Raw genomic sequence first — 15,748 nt, 5'->3', positions numbered from 1 at the left:
CGACGAGTGAGGGGGGGCAGGAACGCACCCGGTAAAGTGACCTCGATCACAAATTTCCGCTATTGTGGAGCATTAGTCAGCCGATGAAAACCGTTAACCCGGGTTTTATCACTGAATATTTCTTATCGCGCTGAGCGTGGTAAATAGCCTGTGGTTATGGGGAGTTGTTGCGGCTGCGTGCTGCCGGCCCGCGAGTCTGCCGTACCAGCACAGGCTAAGTCAGCTGTTTCTGTAATAGAAAAATCGCTTAGCCGTGCTGAGGGCGGGTATCGGGCGGACGGGTGTGGTTCAGACCAGGATTATCAGAGTCACGCCATATGCTTTAGTGCCACGCTAAAGTTGTGGGTCGGATTTTTTTTTACGCCCACCGGGCAGCAGTGTTCGCAGCCCAACGCAGTGGCGTAAAATTTACGCGCCTGCTGGATTGCAGCCCCGGGCGTGTAAAAAGTCCCGAGAAAACGGCGACCGCCGTCGGATGGCAGGAACGGACAGCCCTTCGCATGCACCACATGATTGTCGTTATAACCGGCATGCTTATCGACATAATAGTAAAGCTCCATCTGACTACCTCATTGCTGTGTAAAAAATAAGTCTAAGTATTATTGGAATAGAACGAATTATAGCGATGAATTGCTATTTTGTTTTAAGTGGTACGGCGCGAATGCCTGATTATTCGAATCCAGCGGAGCAGGCGGGACGCTGAGGTCCCGCGCTAACGATGAAGGGTATTACAGTTTGCGGCCCTGTAAACGCAGGCCAACCAGCAGTGCCAGCACCAGCAGGGCGCTGATAAACAGGGTTACGCCCGGCCAGCCGTAGCGGTGCCAGAACACGCCGCCCAGGGTGCCGGCCACGCTGGAGCCCACGTAGTAGCTGAACAGGTAAAGTGATGATGCCTGGCCTTTCGCCCGGCGCGCGCGCGGTCCAATCCAGCCGCTGGCCACCGAATGGGCGGCAAAGAAGCCGGCAGTAAACAGCATCATGCCCGGCAAAATCAGCCACAGCGAACTAAAGGCGGTCAGCAGCAGACCGGCCAGCATGATCGCCGTGGCGCCCGTCATCACCGGACCGCGACCAAAGCGGCTGGTCATCGCGCCAGCTTTCGGCGAACTCCACGAACCGGTGAGATACACCACAGACAGCAGCCCGACCACCGCCTGGCTCAGTGACCAAGGCGCGCTCAGTAAACGGTAGCCGATGTAGTTAAACAGCGTGACAAACGCGCCCATCAGCAGAAAGCCTTCGGCAAACAGCAGCGGCAATCCTTTGTCGCGCCAGTGCAGGCGGAAGTTGATCAGCAGACTGCGTGGCCGCAGCGAGGCAGGGCGAAAATGGCGCGACGCGGGCAGAATTTTCCAGAACATCAGCGCGCCAGCCAGCGCACAGCAGCCAATGACGCCAATGGCAATACGCCACGAGAAAAAGTCGGTCAGTACACCGGAGAGTAAACGACCGCTCATGCCGCCAATCGAGTTACCGCTGATGTACAGCCCCATGGAGAAGGCGATGACCCGCGGGTGCATCTCTTCGCTCAGGTAAGTCATGCCCACCGCCGCGACGCCACTGAGCGACAGACCGGTCAGCGCGCGCATCAGCAGAATCCCCTGCCAGCTGCTCATGGTGGCGGAGAACAGCGTACAAATCGCCGCCAGCATCAGCGCGGTCACCATCACCGATTTACGCCCAATCGCATCTGACAGCGGGCCGGTGAACAGCAGGCCCAGCGCCATCAGCCCGGTGGAGAGCGACAGCGAAATACTGCTTTCGGCAGGCGTCACGCCAAACTGCTGTGACAGCACCGGCAGAATCGGTTGTACGCAATAGAGCAGGGCGAAAGTGGCAAGACCGGCAGAGAACAGCGCCAGCGTCACGCGCATAAACTGCGGCGATCCACGTTCAATCCATTCAGTAGCGGTATCGGCGGTAACAGGCTTCGTGGACAAGCTGTCCTCATCAAGCGTCACAGCCTGGGAAGAGCGACTCACAGTACATCCTCAATTCAGCAAATGTCTGAATACTGTAGGAAAGGCTAAATAGGTTGTACAATATATTAATAATCTCAAATGAGACGTTTAAGATATGATGATTGAGCTGCGCCATCTGCGCTACTTTATTGCCGTTGCGGAAGAGCTGCACTTTGGCCGCGCCGCACAGCGGCTGCACATTTCTCAGCCGCCGCTCAGTCAGCAGATTTTGCAACTGGAACAGGCGCTGGACGCGCAGCTGTTCACCCGCACTAATCGCAGCGTACAGCTCACGCCGGCCGGCCAGTCGTTTTTACAGGATGCGCGCGCGGTTTTATTGCAGGTGGAACAGGCGGCCGGGCGCGCGGCGCGCATCCATCACGGTCAGCAGGGAGAGTTGCGTATTGGCTTTACCTCCTCGGCGCCGTTTACCGGACTGGTGTCGGATGCGCTGTATCACTATCGGCAGCGCTGGCCGGAGGTGCATATTCAGATGCAGGAGTACAACACGCGGCAGCAGCTGGCGCCGCTGCACGAGGGACGACTCGATCTGGGCGTCATGCGCAATACGCCGCTGCCGGAGGATCTTCAGCACCGCCTGTTGCTGCGTGAACCGCTGTGCGCAGTGGTGCACCACGCGCATCCGCTGGCACAGGCCACGTCAATTAGCATCCAGGCGTTAGCCAGCGAACCCTTTGTTTTCTTTGATGCGCAGGGCGGCACGGCCCTGTACGGTGAAATTCTGGCGCTGCTGCATCGCTACCAAATCAAACCTTACATTACCCAGGAAGTGGGTGAAGCCATGACGATACTCGGCCTGGTGGCAACCGGCCTTGGCGTGTCGATTTTACCCGCCTCGTTTGCCCGCGCGCGACTGGCGGAAGTCGCCTGGATTCCGCTACAGGAAAGCGATGCCATTTCTGAGGTGTGGCTGGTGTGGTCAGCATTGCGCCAGCCGAGTGCGCAGATGAGCAATATGATGGCGCTGCTGCTGCACAATGCCGAGGAATGAACCCGCGGGTACAGAAAACCGCGTTCTTTGTGTGCGATAAATCACATTTCTAATCAAATATTTGACGCTGCGCGCCAATCTGCATCACCATAGCTGCTGTTTATTTAGAAGCGCGAAAATATCCGGGAGCAGGGCGTGAATCTGGACAGTCAGCCTGGCCATATTGACCAAATAAAACAGACCAATGCCGGTGCAGTGTATCGTCTGATTGACCATTACGGTCCGATTTCGCGGATCGAGCTGTCGAAACGTGCCCAGCTGGCCCCGGCCAGCATCACCAAAATTGTGCGTGAAATGCTGGATGCGCATCTGGTACAGGAAACCGAGTTTCAGGAGCCGGGCAGTCGCGGACGGCCGGCGATAGGGCTGATCCTCGATACCCTGGCCTGGCACTATCTGGCTGTTCGCCTCCAGCCGGGGTTCATCACCCTGACGCTGCGCGATCTCAGCAGCCGTGCGCTACAGGAAGATCGCCTGCCGCTGCCCGCCAGCGCCGACACGCCGCTGCTGCAGACGCTGCAGGAGCTGGTCAACGCCTTTTTCATTCGCCATCAGCAAAAACTTGAACGTCTCACCGCTATCGCCATTACCCTGCCGGGACTGATCAACGCCGCCTCCGGCGTGGTGCACCGTATGCCGGGCTATGACGTACAGGATATGCCGCTGGGCGAAACCCTGGCGCAGCGCACCGGGCTGCCGGTATTTGTCCAGCACGATATCTCCGCATGGACGCTGGCAGAGGCGCTGTTTGGTGCTTCACGGGGTGCGCAGGACGTGATTCAGATTGTCATTGACGAAACGGTGGGCGCCGGGGTGATCAGCGGTGGTCAGCTGCTGCACAAAAGCGGACGCGCGCTGGTGGAGATCGGTCATACGCAGATCGATCCTTACGGCCAGCAGTGTTACTGCGGCAACCATGGCTGTCTGGAAACGGTGGCCAGCACCGGCAGCCTGCTGCAGCTGGCGGCACAGCGTTTATCGTCGCAGCCGGACAGCCAGCTGCACCAGCAGCCGCTGACGCTGGCCTCGCTGTGTGCCGCTGCGCAGCAGGGCGACCGGCTGGCGCGGGACGTTATTGCCGGCGTCGGTCATCATATCGGGCGCATGCTGGCGATGATGGTCAACATCTTTAATCCTCAACAAATTCTTATCGGTTCACCGCTTAACCAGGCGGCGGACGTGCTGTTCCCGGCGGTCAGCAGCACCATTCGCCAGCAGGCCCTGCCGGCGTACAGTCAGGCTATCCAGCTAACCCCTGCGGCCTTCAACGATCCCGGCACGCTGGGCGGCGCGGCGCTGATCAAAGACGCGCTCTATAGCGGCCATTTACTGATAAAACTGTTGCAGGGCTAACGCCAGCCCGCCTTAAGTTTGCGCTAACGCAAGCTCTTGCCTGGGACAAATCCTTAAACTGCCTCCTTTGCAGGTTACACATCGCTTTAATGAAGGAGGAGAAAGGTGAAAACGATTTTTGTCACCGGTACCGACACCGCGGTGGGTAAGACCGTGGTTTCCCGCGCACTGTTACAGTGCTTTGCCAAAGCGAATCTGTGTGCCGCTGGCTACAAGCCGGTTGCCAAAAGCGCGCAGCACACGCCGGAAGGGCTCCGTAATAAAGATGCCGTACTGCTGCAACAGGCATCCGGTCTGACGCTGAGCTACAGCGACGTCAATCCCGTGACGCTGGAAGAGGATGAAATCAGCACCAGCCCTGCGCAGCGCATCGATTATCCGTTACTCAATCGCGGGCTGGCTGGCTTACAGGATCGCGCTGCACGCGTGGTGGTGGAAGGCACGGGCGGCTGGCGCAGCCTGATGAACGACTTACGGCCGCTGTCGCAGTGGGTGCAGCAGGCGCAACTGCCGGTGGTGCTGGTGGTGGGCATTAAAGAGGGTTGCATTAGCCACGCTTTACTGACCGCCGAAGCGATTGCCGCCGATGGCCTGACGCTGGCGGGCTGGGTCGCCAATCGTATCAATCCCGGTCTGGCGCACTATGCTGAAATCATTGATGTTCTGCGCGATAAGCTGAACGCGCCGCTGTTGGGTGAATTGCCTTATCTGCCGCGCGCCGAACAGCGTGATTTGAGTGGTTATCTGGATATTACGTTACTCGGGGGTGATGCGTTGCACAGCGAGAGTGCAAAGCCCGCCGCCTGATGAAACAAAATGCGGCATATCGCACGCAGCTGAATCCGAAGTTTCAGGAGCGGCTGCTTTTTTTTATGCGGTAAACCTGTTTATATTCAATCATCTGTCCTGAATTTTCCCTGTCCGCTGTCGCCCTGGCGCGTTTCATGCATCAGGCAAACTGATAAATCGTTTGCCGGAGCCCTGCTATGTCGCACCCAGAAGAAGAGAAAGGTTTGTTGTACGGGCTGGATGCCCGCATCGGTCCTGCACCGGCGTTCTTTGCCGCCCTGCAGCACGTGCTGGCCAGCGTGGTCGGTATCATCACGCCGCCGCTGATTATCGGTTCTGTGCTGGGGTTACAGGCCTGGATTCCGTATCTCATCAGCATGTCGCTGCTGGTTTCCGGACTCGGCACCTTTCTGCAGGCGCGTCGTTTCTGCGGCATTGGCGCAGGCATGATCTGTCTGCAGGGCACCAGCTTCGCCTTTCTCGGCGTCATTCTCTCGGCGGGGATGACGGTGAAAGCGCAGGGCGGTTCACCGCAGGCGATCCTCGCCATGATATTCGGCTGCAACCTGGTGGCAGCGCTGATCCCGATGCTGATTAGCCGCTGCATCACACCGCTGCGAAAAGTGCTGACCCCGGTGGTGACCGGTACGGTGATCACCCTGATTGGTATCAGCCTGATAAAAGTCAGTATTACCGACTGGGCGGGCGGGCATAACGCCCGCGATTTTGGTGCGCCGGGTAATCTGGCGCTGGGGGCGCTGACCCTGCTGGTGATTATCGTGCTTAACCGTTCCCACTCGCGCTGGGCGCGGCTGGTGGCGGTGGTCGCCGGCATCGGTGCGGGCTGCATCGCGGCGGCGCTGAGCGGTCATCTGCCGCTGAAGCCGATGGCGGAGACGCACTGGCTGGTGCTGCCTTCGCTGCTGCATTTTGGCTTTGATTTTAGCTGGACGCTGTTTGTGCCAATCGCGCTGGTCTCGGTGATCTGCGTGATTGAGGCGGTGGGCGATCTGACCGCCAACTGTCTGATTTCACGCCAGCCGCTGGAAGGCGACGGGTTTCAGCGCCGGCTGCAGGGCGGGATTCTGGCCGATGGCCTCAGCTGCCTGCTGGCGGCACTGTTCTCGGCGTTTCCCAATACCACCTTTGCGCAGAATAACGGGGTGATTCAGATGACCGGCGTCGCCAGTCGCTACGTGGGGATGGTGATTGGCCTGATGCTGGTGCTGCTGGGCATCTTCCCGCTGGTCGGCAACCTGCTACAGCAGATTCCGCCGCCGGTGCTGGGCGGGGCAACGCTGGTGATGTTTGGCAGCGTGGTCGCCGCCGGTATTCGCGTGATGACGCAGGCACCACTGGGGCGGCGTGAGATGCTGATTGTGGCGGTGTCGTTTGGCATCGGCCTCGGGGTGGAAGCGGTTCCGGACGTGCTGAAACAGTTTCCGCCGCTGGTCAGCAACCTGTTTGGTCATGCGGTCACCACCGGCGGGATTCTCGCTATGCTGCTGAATGTGGTGCTGCCGAATGAAGCAAAAACGGTTGCTGCGGTCGGCGCGGTCGAAGAGAGCAACTGACGCACAACTTACCTTCAGAATCGCGCCCTCCGTGGCGCGGTTCGGTCGGGGTTACGGGTTGAGACGACGGCGCGTGCGGCCGGAGCTGAGGTAATCCGCGATGTAATCCTGCGAAATTTCGCCGCTGTAGCGACCTTCCTCATCGACAATCGGCATCCATACCGTGTTGTGTTCATACAGCTTCGACAGCACCACGCGCAGGTTCTCCTCCGCTTTGCCGGTGACCTTAAAGGTGTGCAGCATCTCCTCGCAGCGGCCGGTGGCGCCGCGCGCTTCACGACGTTTGACAAAGCCCAGCGGTTTGCCATCTTCGTCGACCACCGTGACCGAACGCATGTCGTTGTCGTCCATGGTCGCGAACGCCTCCTGCAGCGGGGTACTGCGCTGCACGGTGATGGTCGGCTGCTGATCGGTGACATCGCCCGCCTGCACCAGCAGCAAACGTTTCAGCGTACGGTCCTGACCGACGAACGAGCCGACAAATTCGTTGGCCGGCTGCGCCAGCAGTTCGTCCGGGCTGGCACACTGTACGATTTTGCCCTGGCCAAACACCGCGATGCGGTCACCGAGCTTCAGCGCCTCATCAATATCGTGGCTCACCAGCATCACGGTTTTCTTCAGCTGGCGCTGCATATCGAGGAACTCGTTCTGAATCACCTCGCGGTTGATCGGGTCGACGGCACCGAATGGTTCATCCATCAGCAGTACCGGTGGATCCGCCGCCAGCGCGCGGATCACGCCGATGCGCTGCTGCTGGCCGCCCGACATCTCACGCGGGTAGCGATGCAGAAACTTCGTCGGGTCAAGCGCCACCATGCTCATCAGCTCCGTCGCCCGTTCCCGGCAGCGTTTTTTGTCCCAGCCCAGCATGCGCGGCACCACGGTAATGTTCTCTTCAATGGTCATGTTCGGGAACAGACCAATCTGCTGAATCACATAGCCGATGTTGCGGCGCAGCGTGACAGTATCCTGGCCGCTGGTGTCTTCGCCATTAATTAAAATCCGCCCGCTGCTGGCGGGGATCAGACGGTTAATCATCTTCAGCGTGGTGGTTTTGCCGCAGCCGGACGGTCCCAGCAGCACACACATCTCCCCGGCAGGCACTTCCAGGCTGACGTTATCGACGGCATTGAACGTGGTGCCGTTTTTTTGCGTAAAGGTTTTCGTCAGGTTTTCCAGTTTTATCATTATCGAATCCCCTTAGGAGTCAGCGCCGACTGCAGACGGTGCAGCAGCCAGTCAAGAATAATCGCCAGTAAACAGATCATCAGTGCGCCGGCTATTAGCATACGCACATCGCTGCCGCTGATGCCGTCCAGCAGTTGCAGGCCCAGGCCGCCGGCACCGATCACAGCCGCAATCGCCATCACGCCGACGTTCATCACCACGGCGGTGCGGATACCGCCAAAAATCACCGGCAGCGCCATCGGAATTTCCACCCAGCGCAGGCGCTGCCAGAAGGTCATGCCGATACCGCGACCGGCTTCGCGCAGCCCGGGCGGCAGATTTTCCAGCGCGGTATGGGTATTACGCACAATCGGCAGCAGTGAATAGAGGAACACCGCGGTAATCGCCGGCAGGGCGCCAATACCCTGACCGATGAGTGAAAACAGCGGAATCATCAGACCAAACAGCGCAATGGTCGGGATGGTCAGCACGATGGTGGCGATGCCCAGCACCGGTGTTGCCAGCCATTTGAAGCGGACAATCAGAATGCCCAGCGGCACACCGACGAGGATGGCAAAACCTACTGCCACCAACACCAGCCAGGTATGCTGCCAGGTCAGCGCCAGCAGGGTGTTCCAGTTATCCATGATGTAATGCAGGGTATCCATTGCGCCTCCTTACAGCATGTTTTTGGATTTGAGGAAATCACGCGCCACCTGCTGCGGCGACTGGTGATCGATATCGACGCGCTTGTTCATCTCGGTGATGGCTTCATCGGTGATCAGCGGCGACAGCGCATTCAGCGCGGCCTCAAGGCCAGGATGGCTTTCCAGGACATCCTGACGCACTACTGGCGTGACGTTGTAACTTGGGAAGAAGTGCTTATCATCCTCCAGTACTTTCAAATCAAAGCCTTTTACCCGGCCATCGGTGGTGTAGATCAGTCCGGCATCGACAAAGCCGTCGCGTACTGCGTTGTAGACCAGACCGGGGTCCATCTGACGAATCTGTGGGCGATCCAGCGGCATGTTGTAGGCTTTTTGCAGCGGTTTCAGACCATCCGAGCGGCCGGCAAACTCCAGATCGAGACCGAGTTTCCAGTTATGATCCGGATCGGTGTTGCGTACCTGTTCCAGCTTCGCCACCAGCTGCGACATGGTGCTGATGCCTTCCGCCTCAGCGCGCTGGCGCTGCATGGCAAACGCGTAGGTGTTGTTCATCGGGGCAGGATTGAGCCACACCAGTCCCAGCTTCGCGTCCAGCTGTTTAACGGTTTTGTACGCCTCTTCAGACGACATCGGCTTGTTGATATGGTTAAAAATAATCAGCGAGGTGCCGGTATATTCCCACGTCATATCAATCTGCTTATTGATCATCGCGTTGCGCCCGATGGTGGTGGCGATGTTGGTTTTCGGGATGACCTGAAAACCTTTCTTTTGCAGCCACATCACCGTCATCGCAGACAGGATATGTTGCTCGGTAAAGCTTTTGGTCGCCATTACAATGGGCGTGGCGGCGAGCGCGCCGTGACTGAGGGTTAAGGTGGCGGTCAGGGCCAGCGCGGTGCGTTTGACCCAGCGCGCCAGCAGATTAGCAGTGGCCATGATTACATGCTCCGGGTTAAGCCGCAGAGTGCGGGCTGAGGACGCGTCCCAATGCTGCCAGCAGCATGTCGAGGATCAGGGCAAACAGGGCGGTGGCCACTGCGCCGAGGATCAGCGTCGGGAAGTCGTTGAGATAAATACCGGGGAAAATCAGCTCACCGTAGCTGCTGGCACCAATTAAAAAGGCCAGCGGCGCGGTGCCGACGTTAATCGCGGTCGCGATGCGCACCCCGGCGAGGATCACCGGCAGCGCATTCGGCAGTTCAACCCGGCGCAGCCGCTGCAGTTTGGTCATGCCGATACCGTTGGCGGCTTCAATCAGCGACGGCGGCACCGCGCTCAGACCGGCATAGGTGTTGCGCACAATTGGCAGCAGCGAGGCGAGGAACAAGGCGATCAGCGCCGGGCGATCGCCAATGCCGACAATCACCATCGCCAGCGCCAGCACAGCCAGCGGCGGCAGCGTGTTACCGACGTTGAAGATTTGCATCACATATTCAGCCCAGCGACGGGCAAAGGGACGGCTGAGCAAAATCCCGCTCGGGATGCCAACCAGTAAAGCGCATAACATCGACCAGAACACTAAGTACAGGTGTTGCTGCCCAAGGTAAAGTAAATCCACCTTGCGGTCGCGCAGCGTATCCAGCCCTAATCCCCACACCAGCAGGGCTATCACCACCACGATGGCGAGCAGTGCCAGCCCGGCACGTCGGGCGAGCGATGCATTGTGCATAGCGTGCGTCTCCCTGATTGAAAAAATCGATTGATTTTATGACGTTATCTTCAGCATACCGGCGTTATGCGGTGCAATACACAGACGAAAATCCAGCACGCTGTCAAATTGCAGTTAAAATGACTGTTTCCCGGCTTTTTCACAGTGAAAAACCAGAAACTGCCTTTAGAGCTATAGCAATGCTTGATGATCATTGCCAGTTTTCACGGCAAAATCAGGTAGATACAAAAGTGGTAAAACTAAGCGAAACCCGCATGAAATAAGGTGTCGTTCGACAATAAAAAATTTTCATCAAGATAGGTGACATTGTCACAAACAGGCGCACGCAGAGGAAACTGAGTCGGCGAAATTTCGACTAGCCTTGTAAGAAAAAGGGAGACGTATGACTGAAAGCGCACAATTACAAACGGAACATCGCCACTGGATTCTGATTGCCTGCATGCTGGCGATGTTTATGGCTGCCATTGAGGTCACCATTGTGGCCACGGCCATGCCAACCATCATTGCCGATCTTGGCGGTTTCGCGCAGTTTGGCTGGGTATTTTCTATTTATCTGCTGACGCAGGCGGTAAGCGTCCCGTTGTATGGCAGACTGGCGGACATCTGGGGCCGCAAACGATTATTTTTCATCGGCGTAACGCTGTTTTTGCTGGGCTCGGTGCTGTGCGGTTTTGCCCATAGTATGACGTGGCTGATTGTGTTTCGTGCCTTTCAGGGCCTCGGTGCCGGGGCGATTATGCCGCTGACCACCACCATCGTGGCGGACATTTACTCGCCGCGCGAGCGCGCCAGCGTGCAGGGCTGGCTCTCCAGCGTCTGGGGCGTCGCGGCCGTCATCGGTCCGCTGAGCGGTGCCTGGCTGGTTCAGCACTTTAACTGGTCGGTGATTTTCTGGGTAAACGTGCCGATTGGTCTGCTCTCCATGCTGCTGCTGGCGCGTTTTCTGCCGGCGCGCGAACAGCATCAGGGCGCAACGCTGAATCTGACCGGCAGCTGCTGGTTGATGATCAGCGTCACCGCATTGCTGGTGGCGCTGTTACAGGCGGAAGCGCTGGGTTTCTGGCTGGTGCCGTTCCTGGCGCTGGCGCTGCTGGCCGGCTGGCGGCTGAAACATCACGAGCAGCGCGCCGATGCGCCGCTGTTTCCGCTGGCGCTGTGGCGCAGCCGCCTGATTGTGGCCGGCAATGCCGGGAACCTGATTATCGGGGCCACCATGATGGGCATCAGCGCATTTCTGCCGACGTGGATTCAGGGCATTACTGGCGGCACGCCGCTGCAGGCGGGCAGCGCGCTGGCGATGATGTCAATTGGCTGGCCGCTGGCCAGTACGCTCAGCGGGCGCCTGATGCTGATCACCTCGTATCGCTTTACCGCGCAGCTCGGCGCGTTTTTACTGATTGCCGGCAGCGCGCTGCTACTGCTGCTGCGCGCCGACAGCAGCATCATGCAGGCCGGGCTGACGGCGTTTGTTATTGGCACCGGGATGGGCATGACCAGCACCACCTTTCTGGTGTCGGTACAAAATCATGCGCACTATGAAATTCGCGGCATCTGCACCGCCTCGATCATGTTCAGCCGCATGCTGGGTTCAGCCATCGGCACGGCGATAATGGGCGCGGTGCTCAACCTTAACCTGTCGCTGCGGCTGCCGCAGGCCAGCGATCCGATGCAGAAAATTATGGCACCGGAGAGCCGTCAGGCGCTGCCGCAGGAACAGTTACACTTCTGGACCGGGCAGATTGCCAGTTCGCTGCACTGGGTATTTGTGGTGGCATTGCTGATTGCGCTGCTGACGTTGTGGATTGCGTGGCTGATGCCGCGTCAGCGGCCGGAAGCGGAATAAAGCAGGGCGGCCGACCAGCCGCCCGAAGGGATTACTGTGCGGGAGCATCCTGCGAACTGCCCGCGCTGTCCGGCACGCTGCTGTCCGCATCGTGACCGTTTTTCTTATAAACGATTTTCTGCGTGTCGTTTTCACAGTGGCCAACGACCTGACCGCCTGCCTGATCAACCTGATCGTTCGGCACGATATCCAGCGTAAAATCCGATTCCGCCACGCCATTGTTGATGATCTTTTTGCTGATATCGGCGCGCACGCTTTCGCAGGACGCCTGCACCGCCAGCGGTAACGCCAGCGCCATTAGCAACACAACTGCATTACGTTTTTTCATCACTCACTCCTTGTTGCGTCATTCCCGTGAAAACTATAGCAGCTGGCGCGCGTTACGGCGCCAGCGGACGGCCGGTGCGGCGATCGAGGCAGCGCAGGGTGTTCGGTTCCCAGTACGCATTAACGTTGTAGCTTTTTTCGCAGGCGTCGCGGGTATCAAAGGCCCGGTCTGCCTTATCGAACTCTTTCTCCACGCGGGTATTTACCTTGTTACGCAGGTTGCGCGTATCGTTCCACTGCTCTTTGCTCTGACGCGCCGCCTCGTTGCTGGCCGCGTTGTTGCCATCTTCGATAATCAGGCGATCCGTCTTAGCGACAGCCAGCGGCGCAGTCAGCAATACGCTGGCGGTCAGCGTGGTAGCCAGCAGGGCGGAAAACAGTTTTTTCATCGTCATTTCCTTTCGTTAACTCCAGCACAGCGCGCAGGGCGGCTGTCACAACACTGTCTGCCAGTATATCATCGCTGCTTCTTTGCTCACCAGCGGTGAGCGGTTTGTTTAACGATCAGAGAGACTTTGTATGCTGGTGAAAACCGCGCTGCTGTTTTTTATCACTGCGATTGCCGAGATCACCGGCTGTTTTCTGCCGTGGCTGTGGCTGAAGCGCGGCATGAGCGCCTGGCTATTGTTACCGGCCGCAGCCAGCCTGGCGCTGTTTGTCTGGCTGCTGACACTGCATCCGGCAGCCAGCGGCCGGGTGTATGCGGCTTATGGCGGCGTGTATGTGTTAACGGCGCTGATCTGGCTGCGGCTGGTCGATGGCGTCAAACTGAGTGCGTGGGATTGGGGCGGTGCGCTGGTGGCGTTCAGCGGCATGCTGATTATCGTTATCGGCTGGGGCAAGGCCTGAACCGGCCGCGCAGGGCGACCCGACGGGCCGCCACGCGCAGCTTGCTTATCCTTTAAACACTTTCAGTCCGGCGGTGGTTTGTGTCACCGGCATGATTTCCAGCGTGTTGATGTTGACGTGCTTCGGCAGCGTGGTCACCCAATAGACCGCTTCCGTCACGTCTTCCGCCGTCAGCGCTGTGGTGCCTTCATACACCGCATCCGCGCGGCCATCGTCACCTTTGAAGCGCACGTTCGAAAACTCGGTGCCGCCCACCAGGCCAGGCTCGATATCGGTGACGCGCAGCGCGGTGCCGTGCAGGTCGGTGCGCAGGTTGAGGCTGAACTGGCGCACAAACGCCTTGGTTGCCCCGTACACGTTGCCGCCGGCGTACGGCCAGCTGCCGGCAATTGAGCCAATGTTGACGATGTGACCGACGTTGCGCTCTACCATGGCAGGCAGCACGGCGCGCGTCATATACACTAGCCCTTTATTGTTGGTGTCGATCATATTTTCCCAGTCTTCAACGCTGGCTTTATGTGCCGGTTCGACGCCCAGCGCCAGCCCGGCATTGTTAACCAGCACATCGATATCACGCCATTCGGCGGGCAGGGCGGCGATGGCTTCTTCGATAGCCGCGCGGTTACGCACATCCAGCTGCACGGTGTACAGGTTGTCGCCTAGTTCCTGTTTTAATTCCTGCAAACGCTCAGCACGGCGTCCGCTAGCGATCACTTTGTGACCTGTAGCAATGAAGCGGCGGGTGATACTTTGACCAAAACCGGCGGTAGCACCGGTAACAAAAATAATCATCTCACTGTTCCTTATACGATTTCAGGTTCTCTGCCACACCTTAGCATTAACCCCGCAGCGGCGCTCCTGAAAAGCGTGAGCGGCGTGTTGCAGAATCTTTCCTGCACGTTTGCGGTGCAGCCCTGCACCATGAGCGTGCCCGATCAGGTTCATTTTCCCGGCGTATAACGCCAGCGCAATGCGCAAGGGCAATACCACGAACAGGCAATCGGTTACGCATACGATTGCCTGTAATTTTTGCGACGATAATCGCGCTGAAATTGTGTATTCATCTGAATTTAAAGTGATTGTTGGATGGGCTTGCCTGGCATGCGGTTTGCAATATCTTTGCTATATCTATCTGAAACCTGCATTACACCCTGAAGGAAGCGTCATGTCTGACTCTGTTGTAACCCGCCTGCGCGCCAGTTTTTTTGATTTCCCCGCGCTGGCCGACCAGCCCGATGGCCTCGCCGACCAGGCTCGCTACCTCGAAGACGGTCTGCTGACGCTGCGCGACGGCAAAGTGGTGAGTCTGGAGCGCTGGCAGCCGGCACATCAACACCTGGAATCAACGCAGGTGATCGATCTGCGCGGCAAGCTGATCCTGCCGGGGTTTGTGGATACCCATATTCACTATCCGCAGACCGAAATGATCGGCGCGTTCGGTGAACAGCTGCTGGAGTGGCTCAATCAGTACACTTTTCCGGTCGAGAGCCAGTACCACTGTGCGGCGCACGCGGCGCGCATGTCAGCGTTTTTCCTGCAACAGCTGCTGGCCAACGGCACCACGACTGCGCTGGTGTTTGGTACGGTGCATCCGCAATCGGTAGACGCGCTGTTCAGCGCCGCCGAACAGCTGGAGATGCGGCTGATTGCCGGCAAGGTAATGATGGATCGCCACGCACCGCCGGAACTGACCGAAACGCCGGCGCAAAGTTATCAGCAGACGCGTGAGCTGATTCAGCGCTGGCACCAGCGCGGGCGTCTCGGTTATGCGCTGACGCCGCGCTTTGCGCCGACCTCATCGCCGCAGCTGCTGGAAAAAGTGCAGCAGCTGAAAAACGAGTTTCCCGACACCTGGCTGCATACCCATCTCAGCGAAAATCAGCAGGAGATCGCCTGGGTAAAAACGCTGTTTCCCGCCCATGACGGCTATCTTGATGTGTATCACCAGCATCAGCTCACCGGCAAACGCAGCGTATTTGCCCACTGCCTGCATCTGGAGGATCGCGAATGGCAGTGCCTGCATGACACCGATTCGGCGATGGCCTTTTGTCCGACCTCCAACCTGTTCCTCGGCAGCGGGCTGTTCAATCTTAAACGCCGCTGGCAGCAGCGCGTGCGCATGGGCATGGGCACCGATGTTGGCGCCGGCACTACCTTCAATATGCTGCAGACGCTGGGTGAAGCCTATAAGGTGGGGCAACTGCAGCAGTACAAACTCAGCGCTGCAGAAGCGATTTACCACGCTACGCTGGGCGGCGCCCATGCGCTGGATCTTGATGACAAAATCGGCAACTTCAACCCCGGTAAAGAGGCAGATTTTGTGGTGATCGATCCTGCCGTATCACCACTGCAGCAGCTGCGCATGGCCAACAGCGACGATATCCATCAGCGTTTGTTTGTCCTGATGACGCTGGGTGATGACCGTAACATCGCGCAAACCTGGGTCAACGGTAAGTGCGTGTGGCAGCGGGAAAGCCATACGCACGCGCAAGGTTGTTGCCAGGCGACGAAACTGCCAGGATAAAAGCATCCC

General features: G+C 58.4%; 17 protein-coding genes. 8 read left to right on the top strand and 9 right to left on the bottom strand.

What is annotated here, in order from left to right:
* Positions 1–308: 308 nt before the first annotated feature.
* Together C1N84_RS09620 and C1N84_RS09615 are read right to left on the bottom strand one after the other, a co-directional pair.
* Positions 309–560, bottom strand: a complete 252-nt coding sequence (locus C1N84_RS09620; protein ID WP_021506080.1) for a hypothetical protein — start codon at positions 558–560, stop codon at positions 309–311.
* Between the two features lie 168 nt (positions 561–728).
* Positions 729–1,985 carry an MFS transporter gene (locus tag C1N84_RS09615; protein WP_211724455.1) on the bottom strand — a complete coding sequence of 419 codons (1,257 nt, stop codon included), beginning with the start codon at positions 1,983–1,985 and terminating at the stop codon, positions 729–731.
* Positions 1,986–2,079: 94 nt separating this feature from the next.
* On the opposite strand from C1N84_RS09615, the gene C1N84_RS09610 reads away from it, so the two are divergent.
* From C1N84_RS09610 to C1N84_RS09595, 4 genes are all read left to right on the top strand, one after another.
* Positions 2,080–2,976, top strand: coding sequence for a LysR family transcriptional regulator (locus tag C1N84_RS09610; protein ID WP_211724454.1), 897 nt, complete (start codon positions 2,080–2,082; stop codon positions 2,974–2,976).
* 135 nt (positions 2,977–3,111) lie between these two features.
* Positions 3,112–4,329: a sugar metabolism global transcriptional regulator Mlc gene (locus tag C1N84_RS09605; RefSeq protein WP_211724453.1), complete on the top strand. Its 1,218-nt coding sequence runs from the start codon at positions 3,112–3,114 to the stop codon at positions 4,327–4,329.
* Between the two features lie 105 nt (positions 4,330–4,434).
* Positions 4,435–5,136 (top strand): dethiobiotin synthase, encoded by a 702-nt coding sequence (gene bioD, locus C1N84_RS09600; protein ID WP_132462543.1) that lies wholly within the window; start codon positions 4,435–4,437, stop codon positions 5,134–5,136.
* Between the two features lie 179 nt (positions 5,137–5,315).
* A complete protein-coding gene (locus tag C1N84_RS09595; RefSeq protein WP_058758529.1) occupies positions 5,316–6,692 on the top strand; it encodes a nucleobase:cation symporter-2 family protein in 1,377 nt (458 codons plus the stop codon).
* A 51-nt stretch (positions 6,693–6,743) separates the two neighbouring features.
* On the opposite strand, the gene osmV is transcribed toward C1N84_RS09595, so the two are convergent.
* The 4 genes from osmV to C1N84_RS09575 are packed head-to-tail and all read right to left on the bottom strand — an operon-like array spanning position 6,744 to position 10,196.
* Positions 6,744–7,880 carry an osmoprotectant ABC transporter ATP-binding protein OsmV gene (gene osmV, locus C1N84_RS09590; protein WP_021506074.1) on the bottom strand — a complete coding sequence of 379 codons (1,137 nt, stop codon included), beginning with the start codon at positions 7,878–7,880 and terminating at the stop codon, positions 6,744–6,746.
* Positions 7,880–8,527: an osmoprotectant ABC transporter permease OsmW gene (osmW, locus tag C1N84_RS09585; protein WP_021506073.1), complete on the bottom strand. Its 648-nt coding sequence runs from the start codon at positions 8,525–8,527 to the stop codon at positions 7,880–7,882. The genes osmV and osmW overlap by 1 nt, the downstream gene beginning before the upstream one ends.
* Before the next feature lie 9 nt (positions 8,528–8,536).
* Positions 8,537–9,463: a glycine betaine ABC transporter substrate-binding protein gene (locus C1N84_RS09580; protein ID WP_088515792.1), complete on the bottom strand. Its 927-nt coding sequence runs from the start codon at positions 9,461–9,463 to the stop codon at positions 8,537–8,539.
* Between the two features lie 16 nt (positions 9,464–9,479).
* On the bottom strand, positions 9,480–10,196 hold the full coding sequence (locus tag C1N84_RS09575) for an ABC transporter permease (protein WP_021506071.1): 717 nt from the start codon (positions 10,194–10,196) through the stop codon (positions 9,480–9,482).
* Between the two features lie 38 nt (positions 10,197–10,234).
* Here C1N84_RS09575 and C1N84_RS09570 point away from each other — a divergent pair, with 38 nt between their 5' ends.
* Positions 10,235–10,459 (top strand): hypothetical protein, encoded by a 225-nt coding sequence (locus tag C1N84_RS09570; RefSeq protein ID WP_264441269.1) that lies wholly within the window; start codon positions 10,235–10,237, stop codon positions 10,457–10,459.
* A 119-nt stretch (positions 10,460–10,578) separates the two neighbouring features.
* Positions 10,579–12,039, top strand: a complete 1,461-nt coding sequence (locus C1N84_RS09565; RefSeq protein WP_058769781.1) for an MDR family MFS transporter — start codon at positions 10,579–10,581, stop codon at positions 12,037–12,039.
* Positions 12,040–12,070: 31 nt separating this feature from the next.
* On the opposite strand, the gene C1N84_RS09560 is transcribed toward C1N84_RS09565, so the two are convergent.
* Together C1N84_RS09560 and C1N84_RS09555 are read right to left on the bottom strand one after the other, a co-directional pair.
* Complete coding sequence (locus C1N84_RS09560) at positions 12,071–12,367, bottom strand: DUF1161 domain-containing protein (protein ID WP_264441268.1); 297 nt, start codon at positions 12,365–12,367, stop codon at positions 12,071–12,073.
* Positions 12,368–12,419: 52 nt separating this feature from the next.
* The gene (locus tag C1N84_RS09555; protein ID WP_010618460.1) at positions 12,420–12,755 is read right to left on the bottom strand and encodes a DUF1283 family protein; all 336 of its coding nucleotides are present in this window, start codon (positions 12,753–12,755) and stop codon (positions 12,420–12,422) included.
* A 133-nt stretch (positions 12,756–12,888) separates the two neighbouring features.
* Between C1N84_RS09555 and C1N84_RS09550 the strand changes: the two genes are divergently transcribed.
* Positions 12,889–13,215, top strand: coding sequence for a YnfA family protein (locus C1N84_RS09550; RefSeq protein WP_136548558.1), 327 nt, complete (start codon positions 12,889–12,891; stop codon positions 13,213–13,215).
* A gap of 45 nt (positions 13,216–13,260) precedes the next feature.
* On the opposite strand, the gene ydfG is transcribed toward C1N84_RS09550, so the two are convergent.
* Positions 13,261–14,007 carry a bifunctional NADP-dependent 3-hydroxy acid dehydrogenase/3-hydroxypropionate dehydrogenase YdfG gene (gene ydfG / locus C1N84_RS09545; RefSeq protein ID WP_010618462.1) on the bottom strand — a complete coding sequence of 249 codons (747 nt, stop codon included), beginning with the start codon at positions 14,005–14,007 and terminating at the stop codon, positions 13,261–13,263.
* A gap of 373 nt (positions 14,008–14,380) precedes the next feature.
* On the opposite strand from ydfG, the gene guaD reads away from it, so the two are divergent.
* On the top strand, positions 14,381–15,739 hold the full coding sequence (gene guaD, locus C1N84_RS09540) for a guanine deaminase (RefSeq protein WP_159378174.1): 1,359 nt from the start codon (positions 14,381–14,383) through the stop codon (positions 15,737–15,739).
* Positions 15,740–15,748: the final 9 nt, after the last annotated feature.

This window comes from Pantoea sp. SGAir0418 (genome assembly GCF_043529865.1).
The sequence above is the reverse complement of the archived record's forward strand: the minus strand, read 5'-3'. Positions and strand labels throughout refer to the sequence as shown.

What these genes read in the sequence shown, in the direction of transcription:
- osmV (WP_021506074.1), bottom strand. Translation starts at nt 7,880, where the DNA reads ATGATAAAACTGGAAAACCTGACGAAAACCTTTACGCAAAAAAACGGC.
- C1N84_RS09580 (WP_088515792.1), bottom strand. Translation starts at nt 9,463, where the DNA reads ATGGCCACTGCTAATCTGCTGGCGCGCTGGGTCAAACGCACCGCGCTG.
- osmW (WP_021506073.1), bottom strand. Translation starts at nt 8,527, where the DNA reads ATGGATACCCTGCATTACATCATGGATAACTGGAACACCCTGCTGGCG.
- C1N84_RS09565 (WP_058769781.1), top strand. Translation starts at nt 10,579, where the DNA reads ATGACTGAAAGCGCACAATTACAAACGGAACATCGCCACTGGATTCTG.
- C1N84_RS09610 (WP_211724454.1), top strand. Translation starts at nt 2,080, where the DNA reads ATGATGATTGAGCTGCGCCATCTGCGCTACTTTATTGCCGTTGCGGAA.
- C1N84_RS09595 (WP_058758529.1), top strand. Translation starts at nt 5,316, where the DNA reads ATGTCGCACCCAGAAGAAGAGAAAGGTTTGTTGTACGGGCTGGATGCC.
- C1N84_RS09575 (WP_021506071.1), bottom strand. Translation starts at nt 10,196, where the DNA reads ATGCACAATGCATCGCTCGCCCGACGTGCCGGGCTGGCACTGCTCGCC.
- C1N84_RS09555 (WP_010618460.1), bottom strand. Translation starts at nt 12,755, where the DNA reads ATGAAAAAACTGTTTTCCGCCCTGCTGGCTACCACGCTGACCGCCAGC.
- ydfG (WP_010618462.1), bottom strand. Translation starts at nt 14,007, where the DNA reads ATGATTATTTTTGTTACCGGTGCTACCGCCGGTTTTGGTCAAAGTATC.
- C1N84_RS09620 (WP_021506080.1), bottom strand. Translation starts at nt 560, where the DNA reads ATGGAGCTTTACTATTATGTCGATAAGCATGCCGGTTATAACGACAAT.
- guaD (WP_159378174.1), top strand. Translation starts at nt 14,381, where the DNA reads ATGTCTGACTCTGTTGTAACCCGCCTGCGCGCCAGTTTTTTTGATTTC.
- C1N84_RS09560 (WP_264441268.1), bottom strand. Translation starts at nt 12,367, where the DNA reads ATGAAAAAACGTAATGCAGTTGTGTTGCTAATGGCGCTGGCGTTACCG.
- C1N84_RS09570 (WP_264441269.1), top strand. Translation starts at nt 10,235, where the DNA reads ATGACGTTATCTTCAGCATACCGGCGTTATGCGGTGCAATACACAGAC.